The organism is Dokdonella koreensis DS-123 (assembly GCF_001632775.1).
GTDB lineage: Bacteria > Pseudomonadota > Gammaproteobacteria > Xanthomonadales > Rhodanobacteraceae > Dokdonella > Dokdonella koreensis.
The window spans coordinates 787,524-804,466 of record NZ_CP015249.1 but is presented as its reverse complement, the minus strand read 5'-3'; the positions used below and the strand labels follow the sequence as shown (position 1 = coordinate 804,466).

General features: G+C 71.4%; 14 protein-coding genes. 9 read left to right on the top strand and 5 right to left on the bottom strand.

What is annotated here, in order from left to right; all coding sequences use genetic code 11:
- Positions 1–102: 102 nt before the first annotated feature.
- Positions 103–2,529 carry an ABC transporter permease gene (locus tag I596_RS03120; RefSeq protein WP_190278974.1) on the bottom strand — a complete coding sequence of 809 codons (2,427 nt, stop codon included), beginning with the start codon at positions 2,527–2,529 and terminating at the stop codon, positions 103–105.
- Positions 2,530–2,899: 370 nt separating this feature from the next.
- On the opposite strand from I596_RS03120, the gene I596_RS03115 reads away from it, so the two are divergent.
- Entirely contained in the window at positions 2,900–3,847 is a 948-nt protein-coding gene (locus tag I596_RS03115) for an AraC family transcriptional regulator (RefSeq protein ID WP_067644055.1), read from the top strand.
- A 115-nt stretch (positions 3,848–3,962) separates the two neighbouring features.
- Positions 3,963–5,360: a TolB-like translocation protein gene (locus tag I596_RS03110; protein ID WP_150131985.1), complete on the top strand. Its 1,398-nt coding sequence runs from the start codon at positions 3,963–3,965 to the stop codon at positions 5,358–5,360.
- On the opposite strand, the gene I596_RS03105 is transcribed toward I596_RS03110, so the two are convergent.
- From I596_RS03105 to I596_RS03095, 3 genes are all read right to left on the bottom strand, one after another.
- Positions 5,321–5,884 (bottom strand): class I SAM-dependent methyltransferase, encoded by a 564-nt coding sequence (locus tag I596_RS03105; protein WP_067644049.1) that lies wholly within the window; start codon positions 5,882–5,884, stop codon positions 5,321–5,323. The two genes, I596_RS03110 and I596_RS03105, sit on opposite strands and share 40 nt — an antisense overlap.
- A gap of 336 nt (positions 5,885–6,220) precedes the next feature.
- Positions 6,221–6,832 carry a hypothetical protein gene (locus I596_RS03100; RefSeq protein WP_067644046.1) on the bottom strand — a complete coding sequence of 204 codons (612 nt, stop codon included), beginning with the start codon at positions 6,830–6,832 and terminating at the stop codon, positions 6,221–6,223.
- A gap of 309 nt (positions 6,833–7,141) precedes the next feature.
- Entirely contained in the window at positions 7,142–7,564 is a 423-nt protein-coding gene (locus tag I596_RS03095) for a hypothetical protein (protein WP_067644043.1), read from the bottom strand.
- Between the two features lie 760 nt (positions 7,565–8,324).
- Between I596_RS03095 and I596_RS03090 the strand changes: the two genes are divergently transcribed.
- Positions 8,325–8,723 (top strand): VOC family protein, encoded by a 399-nt coding sequence (locus tag I596_RS03090; RefSeq protein ID WP_067644038.1) that lies wholly within the window; start codon positions 8,325–8,327, stop codon positions 8,721–8,723.
- Between the two features lie 50 nt (positions 8,724–8,773).
- Here I596_RS03090 and I596_RS03085 read toward each other — a convergent pair whose 3' ends face one another.
- Complete coding sequence (locus tag I596_RS03085) at positions 8,774–9,478, bottom strand: hypothetical protein (protein WP_067644035.1); 705 nt, start codon at positions 9,476–9,478, stop codon at positions 8,774–8,776.
- Between the two features lie 404 nt (positions 9,479–9,882).
- On the opposite strand from I596_RS03085, the gene I596_RS03080 reads away from it, so the two are divergent.
- The 6 genes from I596_RS03080 (at position 9,883) to I596_RS03055 (ending at position 16,770) form a co-directional block, all read left to right on the top strand.
- Positions 9,883–10,935 (top strand): NAD(P)-dependent alcohol dehydrogenase, encoded by a 1,053-nt coding sequence (locus I596_RS03080; RefSeq protein ID WP_067644032.1) that lies wholly within the window; start codon positions 9,883–9,885, stop codon positions 10,933–10,935.
- A gap of 544 nt (positions 10,936–11,479) precedes the next feature.
- Positions 11,480–11,863 (top strand): hypothetical protein, encoded by a 384-nt coding sequence (locus I596_RS03075; RefSeq protein WP_067644028.1) that lies wholly within the window; start codon positions 11,480–11,482, stop codon positions 11,861–11,863.
- Positions 11,864–12,066: 203 nt separating this feature from the next.
- The gene (locus tag I596_RS03070) at positions 12,067–13,416 is read left to right on the top strand and encodes a hypothetical protein (protein ID WP_067644025.1); all 1,350 of its coding nucleotides are present in this window, start codon (positions 12,067–12,069) and stop codon (positions 13,414–13,416) included.
- 4 nt (positions 13,417–13,420) lie between these two features.
- Positions 13,421–13,852, top strand: a complete 432-nt coding sequence (locus I596_RS03065; RefSeq protein ID WP_067644022.1) for a RidA family protein — start codon at positions 13,421–13,423, stop codon at positions 13,850–13,852.
- A 48-nt stretch (positions 13,853–13,900) separates the two neighbouring features.
- Positions 13,901–14,428 (top strand): 3-hydroxyanthranilate 3,4-dioxygenase, encoded by a 528-nt coding sequence (locus tag I596_RS03060; protein WP_067644019.1) that lies wholly within the window; start codon positions 13,901–13,903, stop codon positions 14,426–14,428.
- A 266-nt stretch (positions 14,429–14,694) separates the two neighbouring features.
- Positions 14,695–16,770, top strand: a complete 2,076-nt coding sequence (locus I596_RS03055) for an FUSC family protein (RefSeq protein WP_067644016.1) — start codon at positions 14,695–14,697, stop codon at positions 16,768–16,770.
- The last annotated feature ends 173 nt before the right edge of the window (positions 16,771–16,943 follow it).

Below are 16,943 nucleotides of genomic sequence, written 5' to 3'. Positions count from 1 at the left end.
AGCTCGTCACCCATCATGCCAGCGGCCTGTCTCCCGAGACGCGACAGCGGCATTCTTTCCAATAGCGGCGCCGCACCAATGCGCTTTGGGAAACGACCGCCGTCAGTCCTTGCGTAGCGACGTCATCGGATCGAGGCTGGAGGCACGTCGCGCCGGCAGGTAGCTCGCCATGAGGCCCACCAGCACCATCGCCAGCGGCATCGTCGTGAAGGTGGCGGCGTCCACCGGTTGTACGTCGTACAGCAGGCTGCCGAGCGCGCGCGTGAACGCGAGCGCCGCGAGCAGGCCGATGCCGACGCCGACACCGACCACGCGCGCGCCTTGCAGCACCACCAGGGTGCGCACCTGCGAGGCCCGCGCGCCCAGGGCCATGCGTACGCCGATCTCGCGCGTGCGCTCGGCCACGATGTAGGACAGCACGCCGTAGAGGCCCACCGCACCCAGCACCAGCGCCAGTATCGAGGTGATCCCCAGCGTCAGCAGCGTGAAGGTCAACTGCACCATCGAGCCCTCGACCAGGCCGGCCATCGTGTACACGCGGTACATCGGCGCTTCCGGCGCCACCTCGCGCACCAGTGCGCGCACGTCCGGCGCGATCGTGTCGGCGCGGCTGGTGCGCACCACGTAGCCGGGCGAGGAAACCGGCCGGCCGCCCTTCTCGGTGGTGTCCACCAGCGGGAAGTAGACCACCGGCTCGGGCTTGGCGCGGAAACCCTGCTGCAGCACGTCCTCGACCACGCCGACCACGGTCTCCCAGCCGGTCTGGTTCTGGCGCTGGAAGCGCTTGCCGACCGGGTCCTCGCCCGGCCACAGCAACTGGGCCGCGGACCGGCTGACGACGACGTTGCCGAGCGTACTGCCGTGGTCGGCATCGGTGAACGCGCGCCCGCCGAGCACGGCGATGCCCATGGTCTTGAAGTAGTCGCCGGCGCTGTAGGTGTAGCTGATCAGTGCGCGGTCGTCCGGATTGGCGCCCGCGGCCTCGGTGCGCACGCGCATGGTGGCAGTGCCCTCGTCGAGCGGGACGTTCTCCACCAACCCGGCGGACTGCACGCCGGGCAGCGCCGCCAGGCGCTCCAGGAACGCCAGGTGGAAGCGCGCATAGGAAGGGGCGTCCTTCAGTTCCGCCCGGTCCGGCGCGAACTGGAACGTGAAGATGTCCTGGGTGTCGTAGCCCGGATCGACCTGCTGCAGCGCATAGGCGCTGCGCAGCAGCAGGCCCGAGCCGATCAACAGCACCAGGGCCAGCGCGGTCTGGCCCATCACCAGGCCGTTGCGCACCCAGTGGTGCCGGCGGGTCATGCCGCGACCGCCCTCGCGCAGGCGCGTCAGGTCCGGCCTGGCCGCGCGCAGGGCCGGCAGGCCGCCACAGACCAGGGCGACCACCCCGGCCAGCGCGGCCGTGAAAAGCAGGGTACCCAGATCCATGCCCACCAGGTCCAGCCGCGGGATGCCCGGCGGTGCGGCGTGCAGGAACAGCGGCAGCGCGCCGGCCGCCAGCACCAGGGCGACACCGCCGGCCAGTGCGGCCACGATGATCGCCTCGGCCAGCTGCAGGCGTACCAGCTGGCCGCGTGCCGCACCCAGCGCGCTGCGCACGGCCAGCTCGCGATGGCGACCTTCGGTACGCACCAGGAACAGGTTGGCCACGTTGGCGCAGGCGATCAGCAACACGATCGCGGCCGCACCCAGCAACACCCACAGCGGCCGCGCGATCGAGCCGAGCAGTTCGTCGGCCAGCGGGCGCACCACCGCCCGGTGCAGCGCGACCGTGCGCGCATAGCCGGGCGCCGCATCGCCGAAGCGCTCCGGTGCGCGGCGCGCCAGCGCGGTCAGCTCGTCGGCCAGCGCCTCGGGTGTGACGCCGGGCTTCACGCGACCGATCAGCGGATAGTCGAAGTCGCCCACTTCCTTGATGTCCGCCGGCTTGATCGTGCTCGATACCCACAACCGCGTATCGCTGCTCGGGTAGCGGAACTCCGGCCCCATCACGCCGATGACGGTGCGCTCGGCGCCCGAGGCCCAGACCGCGCGGCCGATCACGCCCGGGTCGCGCCCGAACCAGTCCGCCCACAGCGCATCGCTGATGACCACGGTGCGGCTCTCGTCCGCATCCACCGGGAGGCGGCCGAGCACCGGCGTGGCGCCCAGCGTGGAGAACAGCGAATTGGTCGGCCAGGACATGCGCACGCGTTCGGCGCGATCGCCCACGCGCAGCGTCGAGGTGAACGAGTTGGAGGTCGACACATCCTCCAGCAGCTTGGATTGCTCGTGGTACTGGATGAAGAATTCCGGCGCAGCGTCGAACTCCGCCGGCAGCTGCGACCCCGGTGCCGAGGAGGCGATGTAGACCAGCCGATCCGGCTGCGCGTACGGCAGGCGATCGAGCAGGACCGTCTTGACCACGCTGAACATGCCGACCGTGGCGCCGATCGCCAGGCCCAGCATGCCCACGGCGATCGCGGTGAACCCCGGGGTGCGCTTCAAGGTGCGCATCGCCTGACGTAGATCGGTCAACCACTGGTTCATCGTCGCTCTCTCATCCGCGGTCGCGGGACGGGCCATGACGCGATGCGATCGGCGATCGCACCGTCCGCCCCACGCTCGGTGCGCGGGGCACCGGTGGGTGCAGCAAGCCGCATGCCAGCAATTCCATTCTGAAAAATCAGTGGCTTGCGACACGCAAAGGGCACCACCGTGTTCACCGCCGCAAACGACCTGTCCGCCGCCGAACAGCCGTCACCGGCTGCGGACACCGCTGCCGGCCCCTCCCGCGGCTATCCCGATTCGTCGCGATGCTTGCCCGATCCGACGGCCGCTCGGTGCGACGCCGCTACCGGGCCGACACCGCTGCTAGCATCGCCCGGGTCCGGAAACGCCGTCCTGCCGCCCCCTGCCCATGACCGGTCCCGCCGCCCCTCCCCTCGCCGACGCCAGTCTGCTGGCCGCCACGATTGCGCGATTCGCGCCGGTCGACGGACTTCGGGCGACGCCGATCGCGGGCCTCAAGCTTTTCCGCGGCTCCACGCCGACCGAGCCGACGCATTGCGTCTACGAGCCCAGCCTTGCGGTGATCGCCCAGGGCGCCAAGCGCGTCGAACTGGCCGACGAGGTCTACGAGTACCGTGCCGGCCAGGCCTTGCTGACCTCGCTCGACCTGCCGGTCATCTCGCGCATCAGCCAGGCCTCGCCGGAGCGGCCGTACCTGGGCCTCGCCCTGACTCTGGACAGCCGCACGATCATGCAGCTCGCGGTCGAGGCGGACCTGCCGCCGGTGCGCGAGGCCGCACCGCGGGGTTTGCTGGTCGGCGGCATCGACGATGCGCTGATGGATGCGCTGGCGCGCCTGGTCCGCCTGCTCGACCAGCCGGCCGCGATGGCGCTGCTGGCGCCGCTGGTGCAAAAGGAGATCACGCTGCGGCTGCTGATCGGCCCGGACGGCGCACGCCTGCGCCAGCTGGCCGCCGCCGGCTCGCGCGGGCACCAGGTGGCGCGCGCCGTCGCCTGGCTGAAGCAGAACTTCGCGCAGACGCTGCGCATCGACGACCTCGCCACGCGGCTGCATATGAGCCCGTCCAGCTTCCGGCTGCATTTCCGCTCGGTCACCGGCATGGCACCGCTGCAGTACCAGAAGCAGCTGCGCCTGCAGGAAGCGCGCTGGCTGATGCTGAACTCGCACCTGGACGCCGCGAGCGCCGCCGCCCGCGTCGGCTACGAGAGCGCCTCGCAGTTCAGTCGCGAGTACAGCCGCGTGTTCGGCGCCCCGCCGGCGCGCGACATCGCGCAGTTGCGCAAGCGGGCCGTCGGTCCCGGCACGAGCACCGAAGCGGCCGCCCACGTCGCCTGAGCGGCGTGGGCGCCGGCCGCGGTGCGACACCACCGCACCCGCTTGCGCCTGTATCCCGGACACCTTCCGGGAGACCCGAGCGATGAAGCGCGCACACCCTTTCCAGCTCCGCGCCATGGCCATCCTGGCCGCCGTGACCACGCTTGCCGCAGGTGCCGCCCACGGCCAGACCGAAGTCTGGCGCCGCGCCGAGCGCATCGACCTGCGACCCGATGGCAGCCCGACCGCGCTGCGCTTCGCGCTCACCAGCGTCTCGATCAGCGACGACGGCCGCTGGGTCGTGTTCGCCTCGCTGGCAAGCGATCTCGTCACCGGCGACAGCAACGGCCGCGCCGACGTCTTCGTGCGCGATCGCCACGACCAGACCACCCGGCGCCTGAGCCTGCGGCCCGACGGCAGCCAGACCGGCGCCGCCAGCACGTTCCCGACCGCCAGCGGCGACGCGCGCTTCGTGAGCTTCGTCTCGATCGACGACCAACTGGTGCCCGGCGACGGCAATTTCGGCCGCGACGCCTTCCTGCTCGACCGCGACGCCGACGGCAACGGCGTCTTCGACGAGCCCGGCACCGCCCAGATCACGCGGGTCGGTGTCGACGGCACCGAAGCGCAGCTCGCGGCCGGCGTTCGCGACCTGGCCGGGGCGGTCAGCGCGCACGGCACGCACATCGCATTCGCCACCGCCCAGGCGATCGCCGGCGACGACACCAACGCCGCGTCCGACGTCTACGTACGCGATCGCCAGGCAGCAGCCACGGTGGCGATCAGCCGGTCCACCGACGGCGTCATCGGCGACGACGACAGCCCGGACGGGTTCGCGGCACCGATCCGCCTCAGCGACGACGGCGCACGCATCGCGTTCACCTCCGACGCCGGCAATCTCGTCGGCGGCGACGGCAACGCCGGCGTCGACCTGTTCGTACGCGACCGGGACAGCGACCGCAATGGCGTCTTCGACGAACCCGGCGGCACCACCACCGTGCGCGCCAGCGTCCGTTCCGACGGCAGTGCGCTGGGGCTCGGGCCGTTCGTGCAGTACGACTTCAGCCGCGACGGCCGCATGCTGGCGATGGCCGCACCCGACCCCGGCGGTCCCAACCCGTCCGGCCGGTCGATCTTCCTGCGCGACCTCGCCAGCGGCACGATCGCGCCGCTTGCTTTCGTGGCCGCCCAGTGGGTGAAGGGACCCGCCACGTGCTGTCGCAACGAGTCGCCCCTGCTGGCGCGCCACGCCGCGGTGGTGGCCTTCACGGCCAGCCAGGCGTATGTCCTGGACGGCACCACCACGACGCGCGGGGATGTCTTCGTCCAGACCCGGGACGGTGCGCTGACGCGAATCACCGACTACCCGGTGCCCACCTCGCTCTACGACGGGGATAGCTACGAGGCCGTTGCGCTCTCGCCCAACGGCGCTTACCTGCTGGTCCACCACATCAAGGCCGGCGGCAGCATGGGCCCGAACGAGGGCTACTACGTCTACCGGCGCGAGGCGATCTTCGCTGCCAGCTTCGAATGAACCGCGCCCGCCGGCGCACGGGCGGCCACGCCGACGATCGGCAGCCGGGGGTGGCGCACCACCGCGATCGCGGCGAAACCGGCCTCGCCGAGCCGGGCCCCGCAGGCATGGGCAATCGGTTCGAGCTGCGCCGCCGCAGGCGGCTCGAACACCAGCCATAGCCGGCCGCCCGGCACCAGCACGCGGGCCAGCACCGCCAGCTCCACCGTTGGCTGCTGCCAGAACACGTTGACATCGACGGCGAAGGCCCGGTCGAAGCACGCCGCGGGGACCGCCAGCTCCGCCAGGGCGACCTGCTGCAGCGTCACCCGGCCCGCCACCAGACCAGGCGCCACGCGCCGCCCCGCCGTCGCGACCGCCGCCGCCGAGCGATCGATGCCGGTGACGTGACCGCCGGCCAGCTGCGGCCACAACCGTTCGATCGCCCTGCCATTACCGCAACCGATCTCCAGCACGGTATCGTCGGCGCGCGCTTCCAGGCGCGCCAGCGCCCAGGCGATCCGATCCGGCAGCGCCGGGCTCATGCATCCGGTCCCGGCAGGCACGGCATCGGCCCGTCCTCGGCCAGCGCCTGGAAGCGGCCGGCCCGCACCGACGACAGCAACCCGCGCCGAGACAGGAACACGGCGTGAACGAGGCCGTCTTGCATGAGCCACCATCGACCGCCGGAATGTCGAGCATTCTCGCGTATCCACCACCGCGTTGCCGGGAGCGGTGCGTGAACCCCGCGCATCAGCGTATCGATCGATGTCGCGTAAGCCGCGGGCGCGAACCTGATCCTTCCGTATGCGAGCGGCCACATGCCGATACCGCCGGACGGCATGCCTCGGCACGCAGGTTCGCCCCGACTCGTGCGCGCTTCACGCCTTGGCGCCGGATGCGGGCCTCGCCTTGCGTTGCCGCTTCGGCTTGGCGTTCTCCACATCCGGCTCCGGCACCGGCAGGCCGCGCGCGTCGAGCTTCGGCTTGGGCTTGTACTTGCGCTTGAAAGCCGGCGCCAGGAACAGCTCGTCGTACAACGCCTTGAGCCGCTGATGCGCCCGGTAGGCGTAGCCGGCCATCTCGATGCAGGCCAGGTGATGTTCCTCGGCCACGTCCATCCAGTCTTCCAGCATCCGCTTGCCGTCCGGGTACTGCACCGCGGCCAGCAGGTCGTCTTCCGGCTCCACCAGGGCGGCCATCGCCCAGCGGCGGCGCCTGGACTGCTCGCTGCGCGCGTCGACCAGATCCTTTTCCCAGGTTTCCAGCTCCGCCACGGTCATCGCCGGCGCGTGGCAGAAGAACGGCGAGTAGCCCTTCAGCGGCAGCACCTCGCCGCTCTCGATGCCGGACTTCAGGTCCTTGCGCGGCGGCGCTTCGCGAAAGATCCAGCGCGGCCAGTTGCCCAGCCACATCGGCTTCTGGTTGGCGACGACCTTGTCGGAGAACCGCACGATCCCGCCGATGGCGGGGGCAACACGCGCCTGTTTCATGGCAATCACCTCTCTCCTTGGTTGCATGAAACATCCGCCCGGCACGCGGCACTGCGCGATCCGGCGGATGTCTTCGTGTCCCGGTGGCGCCGGGATGCCGGGCGGCGCGGAACCGTGGGTTCCGAGCCAAGGGGAGCAGTCTGCCGACCCGGCGTATCACCCGCTGAGATGATCCGGTCGAGAGGCGCGTGATTGCCGCCTGGATCCGGATCCCGAATCAGGCTGTTTGCTGTTCCGCAGGGGCCGAAGGCCGTGCCGGAAGCGCGCCCGGGCGACCCGGGCCGATCCGATCACGGCATTCCGTTGCAGCTACTTCAACCAACCTCTCGCAATCGCCTTCCGGCTCAACACGATCAAGCCGATCGCGATCACCAGCACCAGCCCCTGCAGCACCACCGCCACCGGTCCGGCCAGCGTGGCGGCGTCCGCCAGGACGAACAGGCCGTAGTCCTGAACCACGATGCCGATGAGCGACAGGACGAACACGGGCAGCGCCCATTTCTTGCGCAGCAGCAGTGCGATGCAGCCCAGTACGCCACCGAAGACGGCGATGGCGGTGGCGATGACGGCCCAGGTCGGGCGGGCGGCATAGAGCGCCTGGTGCGCTTCGGGCAGTTGCGCGATGTCGGCGGGCGTGAGGCGAAGATCGGAAATGAAGGCCGCGCAACCGAGCAGGTTCCACAGCAGCGCAACGATGGCAACGACGGTGAACCAACGGGGTGGAGCGTTCATGTGTTCCTCCGGGTGCTCGGGGTGGGGATGAAGCAGCGATGACGATGCGGCGCGTCGACGAGACGCGGCGATCGCGTCCGCGCAAAGACAGGCGCGCCACCGAAGGCGGGAATGACGGCCGGCGGCGCCGTATCCGCGAGGCGGGACCGGTGCGGATGATAGGACCTGCGGCATGCGAGCGGGGACCAGGGTGAACCGGGCGTGGCACGTCGGGGTGACACGCTCGTGCAGCGCACGTCTCGTGTGCCCTCCGTGATGCCCGGAGGCGATTGGCGATGCGCTGCATCGGCATGCACCTCATGAACACGATGGAACACGGGACCGCTCCGCTGCGTCGCGCGCGCCGGCTGCCGCGCCGGCCTGCGCGGCAGCGGAACCGCATTTCCCCGTGCGCCTTGCACATGCCTTTGTCTCCCACGCCTCTAGGACATGAGCGGCACGAGCATCCACACGCCTTGAGCGGTGGCTGCCCGCCTGCAGGCACAGCGCCGGTGCGCCTGCCCCCTGGATCGACTGCGCGGTCACTCTAGGCCAGCGGATGGTGCCCCACAAGTGACGGCCGACCGAGCGTATCGGCCACGACGCGCGCCGCGCGCCGGAACGTACGGCCCTGGAACCGTGCCACCGTCGTCGGGGTGAGATGCGCTGCACGGCCGCGTCGTCCGGCAGGGCGCCCGTCGCGATGCCCAGCCAGCCCCGCCGCGGCGTGCGCCGGCGGTGTGATATTGATGACCGCACTGCCCATCACCACGGCCGGACCATGCTGCATCACCTCTCGCTCGGCGTCACCGACATCGCCCGCTCGGTCGCGTTCTACGACGCCGTACTGTCGAAGCTGGGCTTCGAACGCGTATGGTCGGACCTTGACGACGGGCCGGCGGACGCGGCGGTGGGCTACGGTCCGCCCGGTGGCGGCGACAAGCTGGCGCTGAAGCAGCGCGCCGGCGCGCAGGTGGCGCCGGGCCCCGGGTTTCACCTGGCGTTTGCAGCCCCGAGCCGGGCGGCCGTGCATGCATTCCATGAAGCCGCACTGCGCCACGGCGGCCGGGACAACGGGCCGCCGGGGCCGCGGCCGGACTATGGCGCGCACTACTATGCGGCGTTCGTCGTCGACCCGGACGGCTATCGCATCGAGGCCGTCATCAACACGCCGGGCTGACCGTCTCCCGGCAGCGGCGCACACCGGGCCTGGAGTACCGGTTGCGATCCTCAAGCCTCGCGCTGCGGATCGTGCGCGTCGCCGAGAGCCACAGCCCCACCAGCGCCCATGCCCATACCCATGCCACCGGCGCCACCACCGCCGCCGCCCTTGCCGCCTCCCTCGCGCGCGCCCTCGGCCTTGGCCCCACCTCCCTTGCCGGAACCGCCGGCCGGTCGCGTGGGTCCCTGCCGCGGAATCGCCAGCTGCGCGGGCACCGGCTCCAGGTCCAGCACCTGGCGGATGAACGTGCGCAGGGACACCACCAGCTCCGCGGTGTGCACCGGGCGGCCAGCGGCCAACTCGGCGGCGGCCTGGGCCGCCAGGCGCACCTGCTCCTCGGTGCCCAGCAGCAGGATGTCGGAAAGGGCAGCCTCGACCGCATCGCGCACGCGGCGCGTGCGGTCGCTGGCAGGCCAGGCGCTGTCCGGTGCTTCCGGGTCGGCCGCGTCGGCAATGCGCTCGCTGCGCAGGCGCAGGTCTCGCAGGTGCGTGGGGTCCACGCGCAGGTCGCCGGTGAACGACCCGCCCAGCGTCTTGTAGGCGGCGATCAATGTACGCAACCGCTCGTTGATCTGGCGGTTCTCGCGCTCGCGGCGCTGCTGGATGGTCTGCATGACCACCAGGCGGATGCCGACACCGATCAGCGTGATGACGGCCAGCCCCAGCACCGTGGTCAGCAACGCCTGCCAGGAACTGAAATCGAGATTGCGCATGCGGCACTCCGTCGGGGGATGCTCACGCCCGGCTCGCCCGGAGCGACGTGCGCACCGGCGATCGTGGCGCCTGCGGCGTACTGTACCGCCCCCCGGAGCAGCCGGATGGGAACGGCCGGGACACGGCGGGCGAGCCTTCCGGCCGATCCCTGCACCGGCGGCAGCGCCGATCGCGCGCACGGCGCGCCCGCCGGAGAGCTGCCTGGCAGGATCGGGCAAGCCTGGAGCAGGATATGGCTGGCGCTCCCGGCCCCGCGACGGCGATACTGCCTCGCGCGTTTCGCGCCCTGCCCTGCGGCTCCGTCCACGCGCCTGCGGCGCCCTGCCGCGCGCCATACCGGACTGACCGCGCAGGTCGCCGCGACAATGCACACACTCCCCCACCCTACGGAAACCGCTCCGCCATGAACGTCAAGGCCTACGGCGCGCATGCCGCCGACAAACCGCTCGAACCCCTCAGCATCGAACGCCGTGCCCCCGGTCCGCGTGACGTACAGGTCGACATCGCCTACTGCGGCGTGTGCCATTCGGACCTGCACACCGTGCGCTCGGAGTGGGGCGGCACGCTGTACCCGTGCGTGCCCGGCCACGAGATCGTCGGCCGCGTGACCGCGGTGGGCGCCGAAGTGTCGCGCTTCGCCGTGGGCGACACGGTGGGCGTGGGCTGCCTGGTCGGCAGCTGCCAGCAGTGTGCGTCCTGCGCGGAGGGGCTGGAGCAGTACTGCGAGAACGGCTTCGTCGGTACCTACAACGGCCCGACGGCCGACGCACCGGGCCACACGCTGGGCGGCTACGCACAGCGCATCGTGGTGGACGAAGGCTTCGTGCTGACGATCCGCCACCCGCACGACCAGCTGGCCGCGGTGGCGCCGCTGCTGTGCGCGGGCATCACCACCTATTCGCCGCTGCGTCACTGGCAGGTGGGCCCGGGCAAGACGGTGGGCATCGTCGGCATCGGCGGCCTGGGCCACATGGGCGTCAAGATCGCGCGGGCGATGGGCGCACAGGTGGTGGCGTTCACCACGTCCGAGGCCAAGCGGCAGGATGCGCTCGCGCTGGGTGCACACGAGGTGGTGATCTCGCGCGATACCGACGCCATGCGTGCGCAGGCCGGCCGCTTCGACCTGATCCTGGACACGGTGGCGGCCAGCCACTCGCTGGATGCGTTCTCGACCCTGCTCAAGCGCGACGGCACCCTGGTGCTGGTGGGCGTGCCGGAGCATCCGCACCCGTCGCCGGCCGTGGCGCCACTGATCTTCAAGCGCCGCGCGATCGCCGGCTCGCTGATCGGCGGCATCGCCGAAACGCAGGAGATGCTCGATTTCTGCGCCGAGCACGGCATCGTCGCCGACATCGAGCTGATTGCGGTGCAGAAGATCGACGAGGCCTATGACCGCATGGTCCGGAGCGATGTCAAGTACCGCTTCGTGATCGACAACGCCACGCTGGCCGCCTGAGGCCCACGACCGGTCGGCGCACGGCCTCGCAACGGCGCATCGGACCGTTCGATCCTCGGCGGAAAAAGCAGCCGCCCCGCTGAGGGTCGGGACGGCTGCCCGGCGGTGGAACGGGCGCTCTTGCAGGGACGCCCGCCATCGACGTGCCCCCATCCACCCAGGAAAGGGGCGCGTGTCCGGCCCAACGAAGCCGCCACCGCCGGTGAAACGGCCCGCTTGCGGCCGCGCCATCATCGACGGCATCCAGACGCGGCTCAATGCTCGCCCGAGCGGCCGATCCATGCCGCGGTGCGGTTGGTCCCCGAGAGCGCCACGCGCCGGTGCGGACGGTGGCGGCGGCACGCCGCCACCCCGGTCATCGCCCCATCGATCTTCGATCTTCGCCGGCGACGTCCGCACGTCGGGCCGATGGTGTCGCGGGGGCGGCACACGATGTTGCAGCCGGCCCACCGCCGCTCGCCCGCGTGAAGCCGGTCACGCCCGCATGGCCGGCACGGCCCTACGCTCTGACCCGCAGGGGGCGCCATCACGTAAGGAGACACCGATGAAGAGAGTCAGCTTCCCGCTCGCGGCAGCAGCGGCCTTCCTGGGCTGGACCGGGTCGGCACAGGCGCTGCCGCCCGAAGTCGCGTGCTATGTGGAAACGCCCGCGCTGGATCAGTTCACGCGGCCGGTCTGTTCGGACAGCCACTACAGCGTGGGCACGACCACGGCCGTGTTCGAGGTGTTCAACCTGGCCGCGGGCGTGGCCTACACGCTGGACTGGGACCACGCCGGCTGCATCGACGACGAGGTCCAATGCGTGCTGCCGATCGCCAGCAGCACCGTCAGCGGCTCGATGATCAACGTCACCGTGACGGTCACCAACCTCGCCACCAGCGAAGTGACGGTGACGTCCGTACGGGCACGCAATCTGGTCGATCCCTAGGCCGGGCGGTGGAGAACAGCCGGGGCCGCCGTTGCCGGCAGCCCCGGTCCTTGCGGGCTCGCCGGACCGGTGCGCGCGGCGCAGGTTTTCGCCGCCGTCCGCACGGTGCTCGATCGCCGCACACGGTTCGCTCCCTGCCGGGACGGAACAGGCCGATAATCGACACCGGGCCGTGCCGCCCAGCCGATCGCCAGGAGCCCGTCATGTCCGCTCTCGCCACGCTCGCCGCTGCCCTCATCGCCACGCAAGCCGCCCAGGCACCGCCGCAGCCCACTGGAGCGGCCATCCCGCAGCAGCGCGCGGCGGTGGAACGCTCCGAACGCATCATGGCCGAGGCACAGCGCCGGCCGGGCCTGCTGGCGCAGTACCTCTACATGCGCGACGCGTACACCGGCAGCACGGCGGTGCCGTTCCGCCTGATCTTCAACCAGTACCTGAGCTGGTTCCAGACCTGGGTGGGCGACTACGCCGATGCGCGCACCACCTTCACGATCGCGCAGACGGCGCAGAAGGGCGACAGCCCCTCGCCACTGGACGGCGGCTACGCGGCGACGCCGGCGGTTGAGGCGATCACGGAACTGGCCCGGGACCGCCAGGCGGTGTTCTTCAACGAGAACCACTCCAACGCGCTGACGCGCACGCTGACGGTGCAGATGCTGGCACGGCTGCGCGCACTCGGCTTCGATCATTTCGCCGCCGAAACGCTCTACTCCACCGACAAGAAGCTCGGCGAGCGCGGCTACCCGACGTCCGCCAGCGGCTTCTACACCGAGGAGCCGGTCTATGCGGAAATGGTGCGCACGGCGCTGAAGCTGGGCTATACGGTGGTGGCCTACGAGGCCGAGTCCGACGCGATCGCCGATGCGCGCGAGCGCGAGCAGGCGCGCAACCTGATCCGCCGCGTACTGGACAAGAACCCGCATGCGCGCCTGGTGGTCAACGCCGGCTACGCCCACATCCAGGAGGCCGGGCGCTACTTCGACGGCAAGGCGATGGCGCAGCATTTCGCGCAGTTGTCCGGCATCGATCCGCTGACGATCGAGCAGACCTTCATGACGCCGCATGCCGTGGCCCGGGACGACCACCCGGTCTACGCGGCGGTGATCGGACCGACGCACACGGACCGGCCGGTGGTGTTCCGCAACGCGGCCGGCGCGGCCTGGTCGCTGCGGGCAGAGGCCTACGACGTCAGCGTGTTCTTCCCGCAGGAAGTCTGGCGGCGCGGCCGGCCGACCTGGCTGGCGCTGGACGGCGAGCGCCTGCCGTACCCGGTCACCAGCGCGCTGTGCGACAACCAGTATCCCTGCCTGGTGGAGGCGCGCTACGCGAACGAGCCGGACGAGGCGATCCCGGCGGACCGCGTCGTGTTCGATCCCGCCAACGACGCCCGCAACAATCGCGACCGCGTGCGCACCTCGGCCGACGCGGAGCCGACCGCGGAGCTGTACCTGCGGCCGGACCGCTACCGCATCAGCGCGCGTTCGGCCGACAATCGCGTCCTCGGCCGGCGTACCGCGGAGGTGCGCACGGCAACCGCCGCCAAAGGATCCTGACCGCATGAGCCTCGACACCATCCGCACCGAGCGCGCACCCGCGCCGGTAGGCGCCTACCCGCATGCCCGCCGCGTGGGCGACCTGCTGTTCCTGTCCGGCGTGGGTCCGCGCCTGCCGGGCAGCGGCCAGATTCCCGGCAACCTCACCGGCCCGGACGGAACACTGGCCGCCTACGACATCGACGCGCAGACGCGCCAGGTGTTCGCCAACGTGCGGGCAGTGCTGGAAGCGAGCGGCGCACGCTGGGAAGACCTGGTGGACGTGACCGTGTTCCTGACCGACATGGCACGCGATTTTTCCGTCTACAACCGCATCTGGGCCGAGCACTTCCCGGACGTGGACACCGCCCCGTGCCGCACCACGCTCGGCATCACCGCCCTGCCGACGCCGATCGCGATCGAGCTCAAGTGCGTCGCCGCGCTGCGGCGCGCGTGACCGCGCTGGCGTACCCTACGCGCCTCGCACACCGACAGGCGACCACCGATGCTTGCCCCGCCCATCAATCTCCAGCGCTGGATCGACGAGCACCGGCACCTGCTCAAGCCGCCGGTCGGCAACAAGTGCATCTACGACGGCGACTTCATCGTGATGATCGTCGGCGGGCCCAACGCGCGCACCGACTACCACTGGGAGGAAGGCCCGGAGTTCTTCTTCCAGCTCGAGGGCGAGATGGTGCTGAAGATCCAGGAGGACGGCGCGGTGCGCGACATCCCGATCCGCGCCGGCGAGGTGTTCCACCTGCCGCCGCGCATCCCGCATTCGCCGCAGCGCCTGCCCGACTCGGTGGGCCTGGTGATCGAGCGCAAGCGGCTGGCGCACGAGGACGACGGGCTCCTGTGGTTCTGCGAGCGCTGCAACCACAAGATCTACGAGGAGTACTTCCACCTGGTGGACATCGAGCGCGACTTCGGCGCGGTGTTCGAGCGCTTCTACCGCTCGCACGAGCATCGCACCTGCGGCGCCTGCGGCCACCTCAATCCGGCGCCGGCGCGCTACGTGGCGGAAACCTAGGCACAGCCGCAACCGACGGCACGCGATGCACGGGTGACTCCGGCACGGCCCGTACTCGCACCGCGCACGTTCCTCGTCCAGCGGACACACCCGGCCCGCCGCGTCTCCCGCCGGCCACTGCGCGAACGCTGGCCCTTGGCGGCAGCGGCCGGCGACGCTCCTGGGCGGCGGATTCGGGGCCTGCGGCGGGCAAACCGAAGGCCGGCGCATGAACGCGGCCCGCAGCGGTACCGGCGCGCGCGCCGCTCTGGGATGATGCCGGCCTGATGCTGCGGCCCCTGCTCCAACTCAAGCCGCGCGACGTGCCCTACCGGGTGGCGCTGCGCAACACCCTGGCCGTGGTGGCGCCGCTGGCGATCGCGGCGGCCACCGGCCATACCGCCGCCGGCGTGGCGATGGCCACCGGTGCGCTCAACACGATGTTCTCGGACCAGCCGGGGCCGTACCGGCTGCGCATGCAGCGCATGCTGCTGACCGCACTCGCGGCGGGCCTGTCGGCGTTCGCCGGCATCACGCTGGGCGCCGACACCACGCTGCTGGCGATGGCCGCGCTGCTGTGGGGCTTCGGCGGCGGCCTGCTGGTGGCGCTGGGGCCGGAACAGGCGCGCACCGGCCTGACCAGCATGATCCTGCTGATCGTCACGTCCGACATGCACCGGCCGCCGGAGGAGGCAGCCGTCGCCGCGGCCCTGATCTTCGCAGGCGGCCTGCTGCAGACCGCCACGGCGATCGCGGCATGGCCGCTGCAACGCTACCGCCCCGAGCGCTTCGCGCTGGCGACGGTGTTCCGCCAGCTGGCGGCCACCGCACGCCAGCATCCGGGACCGGACCAGGCGCCGCCGACCACGCAGGCGGTGCAGGATGCCGTCCTGCTGCTGCACGGCCAGCACCGCGCGCGCGGCGTGGCTGTGCAGGCCTTCCGCGTGATCGCCGAGATCTGCGAGCGCATCCGCCTGGAGCTGCTGGCGCTGTGCGAGATCCACGAACGCCTGGCCGAGCCGCAGGCACGCGAGCGCCTGGGCGGCGTGCTGGAACATGCCGCCTGGGTGCTGGACGGCCTGGCCTACGCGCTCGAGCACGCCGAGTCGCCGACCGCCGCGGCGGCCGCGGTGGCGACGCTGGATCCGCTGGTGGCCGCCCTGGCCGACACCCGCACCAACGCGGTGGACGGCTACCTGCTGCGCATCGCGGTCGCGCGCGGCCAGGGGCTGGCCGGCCAGTTGCGCTCGGTGGTGCGCAACAGCGAGTTCGCCGGCAGCCGCGGCGAGATCCGCGCCGAGCAGATGGAGGCCCGCCTGCCGGCCGCCCTGCAGCCGCGTGGCACGCTGGCGACGCTGCGTGCCAACCTCAACCTCGCCTCGGTGGCCTGCCGCCACGCGCTGCGCTGCGGCGTGTGCCTGGCGATCGCGGTCGCGTTCGAGCGGCTGCTGGCGATCCCGCACGGCTTCTGGATCCCGATGACGGCGGCGATCGTGCTCAAGCCCGACTTCGCCAGCACCTTCAGCTTCGGCGTGCTGCGCGTGGCCGGCACGCTGGCGGGCCTGCTGCTGACCACCGCGATCGCGCACCTGGCGATGGACGACATGGCCGCGCGGCTCGTGCTGCTGGCGGTGTTCTGCTTCGGCTTCCGGCTGCTGACGACGATGCACTACGGGCTCGGCGTCGCGCTGCTGACCGGCCTGCTGGTCATCCTGCTGTCGTTCGACGGCCTGTCGCCGGCCGACACGATCGTGCCGCGCGGCATCGCCACCGTGCTCGGCTGTGCGCTGGCGCTGGCCGCCTATGCCCTGTGGCCCACCTGGGAGCGACTGCGCGTGCGCACCGCCCTGGCGGCGATGATCGACGCCTACCGCGCCTACGCGACCGCGCTGCTGACCGAACGCGACGCGGCGATGATCGAGACGCGCACCGCCGCCCGCGCCGCGCGCACCAACGCCCAGGCCTCGATCGACCGCCTGCGCGGCGAGCCGCAGCGCGACCGGCGCGAGCTGGTGCTGGCCGAAGCCCTGCTGGCCAATGCCAACCGCCTGGTGCGCGCCTGCATGTCGCTGGAGGCCGTGCTGCAGGACGCGCCCGACCTGCCCCAGCGCGACCACGTGCTGGCCTTTGCCGGCCGTGCCGACCAGGCGCTGGCGGCGATCGCCGACGCGCTGCGCCGCAATACGCCGCTGACGCTGCCGTCCCTGCGCGGCGAGGAGCGCCTGCTGGCCGTCGAGCTGGACCCGGGCGCCGCCGGCGACGAGGCGACGCGAACCGCGATGATCGCCGTGGCCGACACCTGCGACCGCATCGCCGACAGCGTCGATACGCTGGCGTATCTGCTGCGCCCGGCCGCCAGCTGACTCGCCATTTCAGGTCGTCGGTTATCGCACCTCAGCCGCATCACAAAGCGATACCTCCCCAGCCGCTCCAGGTGCTGCGCCGATGCGCCATTGCCTCCGCCTCCGCACGTAGGATGCGCGCCCGATGGGGCCCCTGAGGCGCGGTGGGCCGGTGCCGGATCAGCCCCAAGGCG

What these genes read in the sequence shown, in the direction of transcription:
- I596_RS03120 (WP_190278974.1), bottom strand. Translation starts at nt 2,529, where the DNA reads ATGAACCAGTGGTTGACCGATCTACGTCAGGCGATGCGCACCTTGAAG.
- I596_RS03100 (WP_067644046.1), bottom strand. Translation starts at nt 6,832, where the DNA reads ATGAAACAGGCGCGTGTTGCCCCCGCCATCGGCGGGATCGTGCGGTTC.
- I596_RS03085 (WP_067644035.1), bottom strand. Translation starts at nt 9,478, where the DNA reads ATGCGCAATCTCGATTTCAGTTCCTGGCAGGCGTTGCTGACCACGGTG.
- I596_RS03055 (WP_067644016.1), top strand. Translation starts at nt 14,695, where the DNA reads ATGCTGCGGCCCCTGCTCCAACTCAAGCCGCGCGACGTGCCCTACCGG.
- I596_RS03065 (WP_067644022.1), top strand. Translation starts at nt 13,421, where the DNA reads ATGAGCCTCGACACCATCCGCACCGAGCGCGCACCCGCGCCGGTAGGC.
- I596_RS03095 (WP_067644043.1), bottom strand. Translation starts at nt 7,564, where the DNA reads ATGAACGCTCCACCCCGTTGGTTCACCGTCGTTGCCATCGTTGCGCTG.
- I596_RS03110 (WP_150131985.1), top strand. Translation starts at nt 3,963, where the DNA reads ATGGCCATCCTGGCCGCCGTGACCACGCTTGCCGCAGGTGCCGCCCAC.
- I596_RS03115 (WP_067644055.1), top strand. Translation starts at nt 2,900, where the DNA reads ATGACCGGTCCCGCCGCCCCTCCCCTCGCCGACGCCAGTCTGCTGGCC.
- I596_RS03105 (WP_067644049.1), bottom strand. Translation starts at nt 5,884, where the DNA reads ATGAGCCCGGCGCTGCCGGATCGGATCGCCTGGGCGCTGGCGCGCCTG.
- I596_RS03070 (WP_067644025.1), top strand. Translation starts at nt 12,067, where the DNA reads ATGTCCGCTCTCGCCACGCTCGCCGCTGCCCTCATCGCCACGCAAGCC.
- I596_RS03075 (WP_067644028.1), top strand. Translation starts at nt 11,480, where the DNA reads ATGAAGAGAGTCAGCTTCCCGCTCGCGGCAGCAGCGGCCTTCCTGGGC.
- I596_RS03060 (WP_067644019.1), top strand. Translation starts at nt 13,901, where the DNA reads ATGCTTGCCCCGCCCATCAATCTCCAGCGCTGGATCGACGAGCACCGG.
- I596_RS03080 (WP_067644032.1), top strand. Translation starts at nt 9,883, where the DNA reads ATGAACGTCAAGGCCTACGGCGCGCATGCCGCCGACAAACCGCTCGAA.
- I596_RS03090 (WP_067644038.1), top strand. Translation starts at nt 8,325, where the DNA reads ATGCTGCATCACCTCTCGCTCGGCGTCACCGACATCGCCCGCTCGGTC.